General features: G+C 42.4%; 7 protein-coding genes and 1 pseudogene. 6 read left to right on the top strand and 2 right to left on the bottom strand.

From position 1 onward, the window contains the following. Positions 1-10: 10 nt before the first annotated feature. Positions 11-1,741 (bottom strand): C39 family peptidase, encoded by a 1,731-nt coding sequence (locus ACUVJL_RS09440; protein ID WP_445245601.1) that lies wholly within the window; start codon positions 1,739-1,741, stop codon positions 11-13. 179 nt (positions 1,742-1,920) lie between these two features. On the opposite strand from ACUVJL_RS09440, the gene ACUVJL_RS09445 reads away from it, so the two are divergent. From ACUVJL_RS09445 to ACUVJL_RS09470, 6 genes are read left to right on the top strand one after another with little or no spacing between them, the layout of a single operon-like run. Continuing rightward, complete coding sequence (locus tag ACUVJL_RS09445; RefSeq protein ID WP_445245602.1) at positions 1,921-3,252, top strand: NB-ARC domain-containing protein; 1,332 nt, start codon at positions 1,921-1,923, stop codon at positions 3,250-3,252. After that, positions 3,249-4,874 carry a protein kinase domain-containing protein gene (locus tag ACUVJL_RS09450; RefSeq protein WP_445245603.1) on the top strand — a complete coding sequence of 542 codons (1,626 nt, stop codon included), beginning with the start codon at positions 3,249-3,251 and terminating at the stop codon, positions 4,872-4,874. Before ACUVJL_RS09445 ends, ACUVJL_RS09450 begins: the two co-directional genes overlap by 4 nt. Then, positions 4,871-5,824 (top strand): tetratricopeptide repeat protein, encoded by a 954-nt coding sequence (locus ACUVJL_RS09455; protein WP_445245604.1) that lies wholly within the window; start codon positions 4,871-4,873, stop codon positions 5,822-5,824. The genes ACUVJL_RS09450 and ACUVJL_RS09455 overlap by 4 nt, the downstream gene beginning before the upstream one ends. A 15-nt stretch (positions 5,825-5,839) precedes the next feature. Then, positions 5,840-7,771 (top strand): CHAT domain-containing protein, encoded by a 1,932-nt coding sequence (locus tag ACUVJL_RS09460; protein ID WP_445245605.1) that lies wholly within the window; start codon positions 5,840-5,842, stop codon positions 7,769-7,771. An 18-nt stretch (positions 7,772-7,789) separates the two neighbouring features. After that, positions 7,790-8,443: a hypothetical protein gene (locus ACUVJL_RS09465; RefSeq protein WP_445245606.1), complete on the top strand. Its 654-nt coding sequence runs from the start codon at positions 7,790-7,792 to the stop codon at positions 8,441-8,443. A 33-nt stretch (positions 8,444-8,476) separates the two neighbouring features. Then, a complete protein-coding gene (locus tag ACUVJL_RS09470) occupies positions 8,477-9,130 on the top strand; it encodes a hypothetical protein (RefSeq protein WP_445245607.1) in 654 nt (217 codons plus the stop codon). A gap of 82 nt (positions 9,131-9,212) precedes the next feature. On the opposite strand, the pseudogene ACUVJL_RS09475 reads toward ACUVJL_RS09470, so the two are convergent. Further along, positions 9,213-9,602 (bottom strand): annotated as a pseudogene (locus ACUVJL_RS09475) (hypothetical protein). Positions 9,603-9,765: the final 163 nt, after the last annotated feature.

Raw genomic sequence — 9,765 nt, forward strand, 5'->3', positions numbered from 1 at the left:
TCTGCTAATGTTACTTTTTGCCAAAAGCGATGAATACAGGCTGGTAAGAGCCTCGATCTGGTTGCCAATAGAAAACAGAAAGTTGCTGTTTCGTCATTGCAACAGGACCCCCCTGGTGCATTGGATCGGCAACGATATACTTGCCATCAGGTGTTTTCCCGAGAATTGCGTTGAGGTGTGGTGTATAGCCATCACCAACTCTTTGCGGAAACTGTTGACGCCACTCAGGTCGTAAAAATCCCCAAGATATAACAGGCTTTCCTTGATTAAGAGATTGATCTAACTGATTCCATCCTTGTAAATCTTCTGGTTTACCACCTGTCTTTGTGATCCCTGCTTTGATTTGATCCCAGTTAGTGCTTTGTCTGTCTAGATCGAGTACATTCAAACCTTGTTTGACCGTATTGGAATAGCCGAACATCTGAGCACGCGCATAGTCAATGCTAGTTTCAATGCTGATATTAGATGGTTCTTTGCCAAGCATTTTCAAAATCATAGCTAAACTAGCAGGACCACAGTTATTGCTACCGTTAGGCCCACTTGGATTATATTTAGCATTGGAGTATTGAAGCTTGAAGAAAGGATCTGCTTGCTGTATGCTAGTAGGTAATTGACTATTATTCCCCGAATTTAAGGTAATTTTAGCCGTACCATTATTCAACCATTCGAGAAAGCCGTTCTCAAAATTTTGTCGCCAATTGCCATTCCCAATATGGGATTCTTCACTCGTAGGCAAGCCTAGTTGACTATTTTGACCTCCTAAATTATTCAGGTAATAACTTCCCAGGCTACCGTGAACTGAGAAAGTACCATTTGCTGAGTGAAAAATTGCACCGCCTTGAAAGTTTTGTCGCCATTTACCAGGTAAAAATTGGAATTCAGCAGCCGTTGGCTGACCCAAATCCTTGGCTATATTTGGATTTCTGTTGTAAAAATAGCCAATGCTACCTTGGATCGGAAAACTAAACTGCTTCTCCACTAGATATTTGTGTCCGTCGATCGCGATAGTGTCGCGATCATCCTCACTCTTCAACGCCTGAAGATCACCCTGACTCAATTCCTTCCCCTGAACAACCGCCGCAAAAATCGCCCCCTCATCTCCCGGTGAATCCGTAATATTCAAATGCGAATCAACAGAGTGACCTATCTCTTCGAGCAACACATCCACAACCGCCGCCGGATTCGCGGCATTCCGAGCCAAAAATTCCCGCGATACATAAATAGTATCGGTAGCACTAGCAAAAGCCCCATTCGCTCCATTAATTTCAGCTTCAGAGATAACCTTCACCTGTGGGATACTACTAAAATCGCCGCTGATCCATTCTTGAGTTAAGGCTTTCGCTTTCTCAGTATCCCAGCTATCCCCAAAAGCCTCATTCATCTTAGCCGTGAAATCTGGATCGGCGGCAAAGTTCTTGAGTTCGTCGTAAACATTTGGCATCGCCTCACCCGTTAGTGAATCTACTGATGGAGTGGTTGCGATTGTGCTAACATCGGCTAGTGAGAAATCTGTTTTCGGGAACGGCAACGGTGCGTTAGACAGGATAAAGTTTTCGTTATTGTCTGGTGTTAGAGTCGGGATGTTAGCCTCTTGGCTAGCACCACCTCTTAAGAAGCGGTTAGGATCTAACTGTGGAATAATTCCTTTGTTCGCTTCAAGGGTGTCATTCAAACCTGTGATGGAAGGGTTGGCAGATGTAAGCAAGTTTTGGCGGTCATCAGGGGTGAAAGGGTAAGACATATAATTACCTGTTCTACTGATTTGTTTTGGATAACCCCATTGTTAAGTATCTAATTAATAAAGTAAATAACTAAAATTCCTAGGTTTTTACAGTCAATTCATCCTCAGTTCATACAGTTAGTTCATAAAGTTCATAAAATTCAGTACAATAAATAGCAACATTGAGATTGGGCTAAACTGTGAATACTGACGAAGCGTTAAGCTTATTGGATGATTGGGTTGTTGAAAACAGAGGACAAGGCTTAAGTCCTCAGCAAAAGGAGATTTTTAGGCGCTCCTGGGAAGGTCAGGAATACGATGATATGGAAATTTCTCGCTATAGCACTGAGTATATAAAGAAAATGCTGGCACCTAAGTTGTGGAAGCTACTATCCCAGGTTATAGGAGAACCAGTGACTAAAAACACTCTCAGAATAGTAATTGAACCTGCACTGAAGTTGCGATCGCGCCAACAGGACTCGCTAAAACCTCTACAGGGGCAAATTTGGAGCGACGATGCACCGGAACTCTCGGTTTTCTACGGGTACGCGGATGAACTAAACACCTTAGAGCAGTGGATAGTAACAGATCGCTGTCGCCTCCTGGCGTTGGGAGGTATGGTGGGAGTGGGTAAAACGGCGATCGCTGTGAAGTTGGCACGGCAAATTCAAGACAGCTTTCAATTTGTTATTTGGCGAAGTCTTAGGGGCTCTCCACCCCTGCAAAATATTCTCGCTGACTTGCTCGAATCCTTTTTTGACTGTACAGAAACAACGTTGCCAGATACCTCAGTCAGTGACGTTTCGCGACTGATGGAATGTTTGCGATCGCACCGGTGTCTGGTAATACTGGATGGAGTGGAAACAATTCTGGAAACCAGTCAGTTAGCCGGAAGATATCGAGAAGGATATCAGGATTACGGGCAACTCTTCAGACAAATAGGGGAATTTAACCATCAAAGCTGTTTAGTGCTGACTTGTTCTGAAAAATTGAGGGTAATTGATTTGATGGCAGACAGAAACAGCCCGGTTCGCTATTATAAGCTAGAGGGCTTAAAAAAAGATGCCGCTAAGCAAATCCTCAAAGATAGAGAATTAGTTGAAGAACCGGAATGGAAGAGCCTCATCGAGCGCTACGAAGGCAACCCTTTATTGCTCAGAATTGTGGCGACAACGATTCAAGAAATCTTTAACGGCAGAGCTTCTGATTTTATTAAGCAAAATACGATATTTCTAGGCAATCAACTGACGGAAGAATTAGATCGACAGTTTCAGCGAATTTCTCAAGTAGAAATTGAGGTGATGTACCAGCTTGCACTTGATCCTCAACCCCTGACGCGAGCGAAATTGCGAGAGAATATACCTTCCTCTCCCTCCAGCTCGCAAGTAACGGAATCTCTGCAATCTTTGGCATGGCGATCGCTCATTGAAAAAATGACAGCCGGCGGTGACAGCCTCTTCACCCTGCGACCTATAATTAGGAAGTACGTTCTCAATCGATTTAACCAACAATCCAACATATCAAAGCAGTGATAATTGAGCATGGAACGGTGATTAACAATCGCTATCGCGTTGGGCAGCTACTAGGTAAAGGTGGGTTTGGTAAAATCTTTGAAGTCGATGACGGAGGAACGCCAAAGGTTATAAAATTTCTCAGTCTTGATAGTTTACATGACCCAGAAAAGAGACACAAAGCACTCTCCTTATTTCAGAGAGAAGCTGAGATATTAAAGCTGCTGAATCATCCCGGCATTCCCAGATGCGAACCGGACGGATATTTCACTTGGCAAGATGGAACTCTGATTCGGTACTGCTTAGTCATGGAGAAAATTGACGGACAAAATTTAGAGAAGTGGTTCGAGCAGAGAAATCGAAAATTTATCACCCAAGAACAAGCTATAGATTGGTTAAAACAACTGCTAGAAATAGTGGAATATTTGCATCATCATAATTATATTCACCGTGACATAAAGCCTCCCAATATCATGGTCAAACCTAACGGACAGCTAGTGCTGATAGATTTTGGTACTGTGAAGAAAATCACGGATACTTATATTTCCAAATTAGTTGACGATGTTAATTCGACAAGTATCGTAAGTCATGGTTACACACCCCTGGAGCAAAGGAAGCGAAAACCTCTCAAACAATCTGATTTTTTTGCCTTGGGCTGCACATTGGTTTACCTGCTAACGGGAATCTCTCCAGAACAGTTTGATACAGATGATGATGATCTGTTGATTTGGCGACATCATGCTCCTACAGTAGGCGATAATCTAGCTAGTTTAATTGATCGAATGATAGCTCCTTTACATAGGGAGCGACCTCAAGATACGCAAATTATTTTGAAATATTTGGAAACGCTAGAAAAAGAACCTTCTGTAGTAGAAGATAAGCAAACTGATTTGTCTGTAAATAATCGAGATAAAATTGACAAAAGACTCTCTGCTAGTTTAAAATATGGGATTGCTAAATTCATCAAAATTTCCAGTGTCGTTAAGGCAGCGATCGCGGTGGGGATATTGTTGCCACTAGCTTTCTTTAGCGGGCGGTATTTTTTGCCGGTAATTACTCTCGACTTCTATCATCGCGGCTTTGAAAGTTCCCAAGCAGGCAATTTGGATCGAGCTGAATCATACTACCGTTTGGCACTATTTCTAGACCCGAACTTTGCAGAAATTTATTTCAGTCTGGGAAAAGTTTACGAAAAACGAGCTAAGTTGGAATTGGCCGAGGCAGAATACCAAAAAGCCATTGCTTTACAACCTGATTATGACAAACCTTACAACAACTTGGGGCGATTGTACATTCACAAAAAACAGTATTCTGCTGCTATTGCACTCCTCAAACAGGGTCTAGAGTTAACTAAGGATAAGGCAGTAGAATCTGCCTTGCTGAAAAACTTCGGATTGGCGTTGAAGGAACAAGAAAAATACGAGGAAGCTAAGGTATATTTGCAAAAGTCTCTTGCCTTGGATGGGAAGCGTGCGCCCGCGTACTGCCTGTTGGCACAGATACTAGAGATCCAGGGGAATAAAGTAGAAGTTGGAGAAAAATGGAAAAATTGCTTAAGATATGCTTCTGAAGACAACCCAGATGAGAAAATTTGGAAGAATCAGGCACAAAAGCGCCTGCAACCTCAAAATACTCAAAAATGAAATACAACCGATCTATTTTAATTGCCTTAACTTTGATTTGGGCAACCATAAATATAGAAACTGAGGGATTCAAATGGTCAAAAGCAACGGTGGCAGTAGCAGCACCTGCTGCCAACACGACTGCTGACACACGGATCTCTCAAGAAAAGAGAGGATGGCTGCTAGCGAGGTGCAGGCAATGTCCTGACGATCCTGCTAACTATCGTGGCGGACAAAGCAATCGTATTCCATACATCATCAGTCCCCGGAATACCTTTTTGCTGACCAACAGGCCAACATTTCGGTGGAACCGTCCTATACGGGGTGGAAAAAGTTACACTGTGCGCCTGACATCCCGAAGCTTGAACAAAGATATTTGGCAGAAACAAAACGTGACGGATAACCAACTTCCCTATCCGTCCGATCAATCTCCATTGGAACCAGGAGTAGAATACTCATTAATTGTGAAAGCAGAAGAGGGCGCATCTTCTGTAGACGAACAAGTATCTGTAGAGTTTAGAGTCTTGGATGCCAAGGATGCTGATGATGTGAGATCGGCATCGGCTCTGATTTCTAAACAGCAGTTGCCTGAGGAAACTAAGTCTTTATTACTGGCTTATCTTTACAGTGGATATTACTTGAGAGCTGAAGCAATTGAACTGCTTGAACCGCTAGCTGTTAAAAGTCAAACGCCTGCCGTACATCGCTTGTTGGGAGACCTCTACCAGCAGGTAGGACTGGCTTCTCTAGCTCTACCCTATTATTTGCAGGCAGTGAAGCTGGCTAATTCTAATCAAGAATTAGCAGAACTAGCAGCAGCACAATTAGGGTTAGGTCAAGTTTATGTGAGGCTGGGCGATAAAGCTAAAGCGATCAAGAATTTGAAAAATGCCTTAGAGCAATATAAAAAATTAGGAAACCAGCAGCGGGTTATCGAACTGCAAGACCTGATTCAGAAAATAAGTTTCTAAACAGTGGAGCTTAGCGTGAGGATAAAATTTTGGTATTCGATCGGAGTTAGTCTGCTAATAGCAACACAATGTCCAGCTAGTTTCCCACTTCTAGCAGCCTCCCTGCCAGTATATAAGGCTGATAATTCGCGATCGCAAGCCGATATGCTATTGAATGAAGGTCTGAAGCTATTTTACCAGCGTAAATTCAACGAAGCTATCTCAAAGCTAGAATCTGCATTAACTATTTACCGAGCTACAGGTTCCCGCCTCCAAGAGGCTTCCTGTCTGTTTCATATTGGATTTGCTAAACAGGGGTTGAGAGACTTTGCTGGAGCTATTAAGTCCCTACAGCCTACTCTGCTATTCTGGCAGGAAACTCGCAACTTCACCTTAAAAGAAATGACACTGACTCTTATTGGGTTTGCCTACGAGGGACAAGGCAATCTAGAAGAGGCTGTTACTGTTTACAAGCAAGCGGTTGATGTCAACGAGAAAATTGTAGGCGGTATTAAGGTAGAAGAGTATCAATTATCTTTTGCCATGATGCAGGGATTATTGTCCGAACGCTTGAGCATTCTATTATCTCTAGCAGGTCGTTATGAAGAAAGTTTTAACTATGTTGAACGCGCCAAAGCCAGAGCTTTTCTCGATCAATATGTTCGCGGTTCTATCGATTTTAGGAAAAACGGGGATGCGGAATTATTAGCAAAGGGAGATGGGCTCGAACAAGAAATTGCTACTGTACGCAACCGTCTAATCAAGGCTCAAAATAATTCCGAGATCGACAATACAAGAGAAACATTAGAAAAACTTGACAGCCTCGAAAAACAGTATGAAGATTGGTACTTAGAGCTAAAAAATAGGAGTCCAGAAACCGCTTCATTAAAACGAGTTGAGGTAGCTTCATTGGGTGAAATTCAAAAAGCTATTGCTCAGATAGACAGTGACACGACGCTAGTTGAATATTTTGTCACGGACGGAGGGACACTTGTTTTTATCATCACTACTAACAGTTTGAAAATGCTGCGATTGCCAGCAAGTCGCAAAGATTTAAGAGCAGCTATCGATAGGTGGAGTCAAGGCGATTCCACAAACAGAGATAACAACCACCATCCAGCTAGTTTACAAGAGTTATATACACAGTTAATTGCTCCTGTCAAGTCCTATATAACTACTTCTACTATTGGCATTATTCCACATGATTTGCTTAACTCTGTACCTTTTCCTGGGTTAACAGATGGCAAGCGCAATTTGATAGATGATTATGCTATGTTTGTGCTTCCTAATGCCAGCATTTTGCCTTTTTTACCAGGAAAACGCAAGCCGTCTACTGGAACAATTCTAGCTCTAGCTATGGGCAATCCCCAACTTAGCACTCCCCCTGACGATCCGCCATTATCTCTCTTAAAAGGTGTTGGTGAAGAAGTAAGAGAGATTAAAGAAATATACCCGAAAACTCAGGTGTTAGAGGAGCAAGCGGCTACAGAAACCGCCGTAGTATCACAAGCAGGAAAATATGAGATTTTGCATATAGCCGCACACGCCGTATACAAGCAAAAGACTCCGTTATCTAGCACTATATATGTGGCAAAAGATAATCGAAATGATGGCAATTTGCAAGTGCGCGATTTATACGGGCTTAATTTAACAGCAGCAACAAATTTAGTAGTATTGACTGGCTGTGAAGCTCAAAGAGGAGATGTGAATTACGGAGATGAAATAACATCTCTTAGCCGAGGTTTTATGTATGCTGGAACCCCGAGTATTATTGCGAATCTCTGGCTAACTTCAGATGATGAAAGCACAAAAATATTGATGCAGCGCTTCTATAGCTATTTACCAAAGATGGGTAAAGCCAAAGCCTTGCGTCAAGCTCAAATAGATGTCAGGAATCACAATTCTAAATATTCTCATCCGTTTTACTGGGGGGGATTTATGTTGACTGGAGATTGGGGTAAGTTATAGTTAATTGAGGTCAAGTCAATGAAAAGTGTATTGCACAGAGCTTTAGGTATTTTTACTTGTGGTGTCATTATAACTGATATTCCTGCTAAAGCATTCACGCCAAATCATTTTATTCATATAGCTCAAAGCCAAAATATTGGTGAACCCATTGATTTATCGAGGACAGTCATTACCTTAGAAGACCTACCTACTGGGTTTCAAGAGATCCAAAATCTAACGAGCCCAAAAAGTAAAGGTGAATTTGCTTTTTTGCGTGAAACTAACATAAGTGCTCAAATCATTGTGGGTTATACTGACTTGCTGAGCGACAACTTTGCAAAAGCTAGACTCAGATTCACTCAAGAAAATAAGCAGGAGTTACGAAAAATATTACAGCACAGTTTAACTCTAGACAACACTGCTCAGTTATTAAGCCAACAGTTAGGCAGAGAAGTCAAAACTTTAGAATTAAAGGAACTACCTATCCCTAACGATATTGGTGATATATCTTTAGGAGAGACTAGACTTATTGAAATGCCTGGGCGGCGTCCCCGAATAGATAGGGTCGTATTTGTAAGAGGCCGAGTAATGAGCTTAATTGTAGTTGTGTATTTCGAGGATGATGTCGCTGCTGTGCCAATTGTCGAGATCGCCAGAAAATTGGATAATCGCATCCAACAACATTTACAATAAAGTCTGTAGAAGAGTCTGATTTATTTCCTAACTATGAAAAAGCGATCGCTGTTTGCTTTAAGTCTGTTGACCTGTGTTATTCTAGCTGGCAGTCTAGCCCCAGAAGTCATTTATGCTGAAGACATACAAACTGTTGCCCAACAACCAGATTTATCAAAGGCAGTAATCACTAAGCAAGACCTTCCGCCTAATTTTGAAGAGTCCTTACCTAATGAGCTCGCAGCACTAAAAAAAGACTTAAATACACAGGAATTTTCAGCTCAAACAGTCTTCCAGTTTGCCAATACTCAGGATATATCTCAATTACAAATCATAATGGGTGGTACTTTTCTGATTGCAGATCGCATTGGACAAACCAGAGTTGATTTTAATTCACCTGATTTTAATGCAGAAACTCTGACGCGATCGCTAACTAATGGGTTGGCAGGTGCATTTCAACAATCTCGGGGAGTAGACCTTGGCAGACAGCCAACACAGCAATTAACGAATCTCGACGGGATTGGCAATTTCGCAGCCGGAGCAAGTACACTGCTGAATGTAGGGGGTTTTTCTCTGCGTATGGATGTAGTAGGATTTCAGCGCGGTAAAGTATTTGCGTTTGTGAGTGTTGCGTATATTGATGGCAGTGTTTCGGCTGTTCCCATTCGCGAACTCGCCAGAAAACTGGATAGTCGGATACCGCAGTAATCTTGTTTAACGGTCGGCCCAGCCTCCAGAAAGGGATTCCTTGGCATAGCCAAGGAACAAGAGATGATTTTAATACCTATCCCTACTTCCCCTTACCCTTCGTCACAAACTCCCGCAGCCGCAACAAACTAGCGGTTTGGCCCAAATTCAGCGGTAGCAGCGACACTCCCTCCAACCGAGACTGCACCCAACCGTCGCCCCAATACCACTGGTGAAACCCGTCAATTCCCTGACTCAACAACAGCCACAGACAATTCGGCTCTGCAATATCAACGTGGCGCCCAACAGCCACCGGACCCAGCCAACTTGTAAAGGTCAAACCTTGAGCAAATTCAGCAGGCATTCCGCTAGACAACTGCTGCGGTCACAGCCACTGCTGCAATTGACTCGATCGCAATAAGCTGTCCCTAATCGCTGTTTCCGAAGCTTCAAGCTCAATCCGCAGGTTGCTTTGTTGAAAATTACCGAGCATAAGAATTTTAGATATAAGTCGAATTTAGGACTTACGCATTGACAAAAAACATCATCTATGTATTCTAGACAATGCCACCACTACTAAAGTTTGCTAAAATATGCTCACGTATAACTGAAGTGAATAGATTCCTTTGGACTTCATACCAGTTACTAATTATTTT

The organism is Microcoleus sp. OTE_8_concoct_300 (assembly GCF_031383065.1).
GTDB lineage: Bacteria > Cyanobacteriota > Cyanobacteriia > Cyanobacteriales > Microcoleaceae > Microcoleus.

Coding starts and splice junctions, on each gene's coding strand:
- ACUVJL_RS09470 (WP_445245607.1), top strand. CDS start 8,477: ATGAAAAAGCGATCGCTGTTTGCTTTAAGTCTGTTGACCTGTGTTATT.
- ACUVJL_RS09465 (WP_445245606.1), top strand. CDS start 7,790: ATGAAAAGTGTATTGCACAGAGCTTTAGGTATTTTTACTTGTGGTGTC.
- ACUVJL_RS09440 (WP_445245601.1), bottom strand. CDS start 1,741: ATGTCTTACCCTTTCACCCCTGATGACCGCCAAAACTTGCTTACATCT.
- ACUVJL_RS09455 (WP_445245604.1), top strand. CDS start 4,871: ATGAAATACAACCGATCTATTTTAATTGCCTTAACTTTGATTTGGGCA.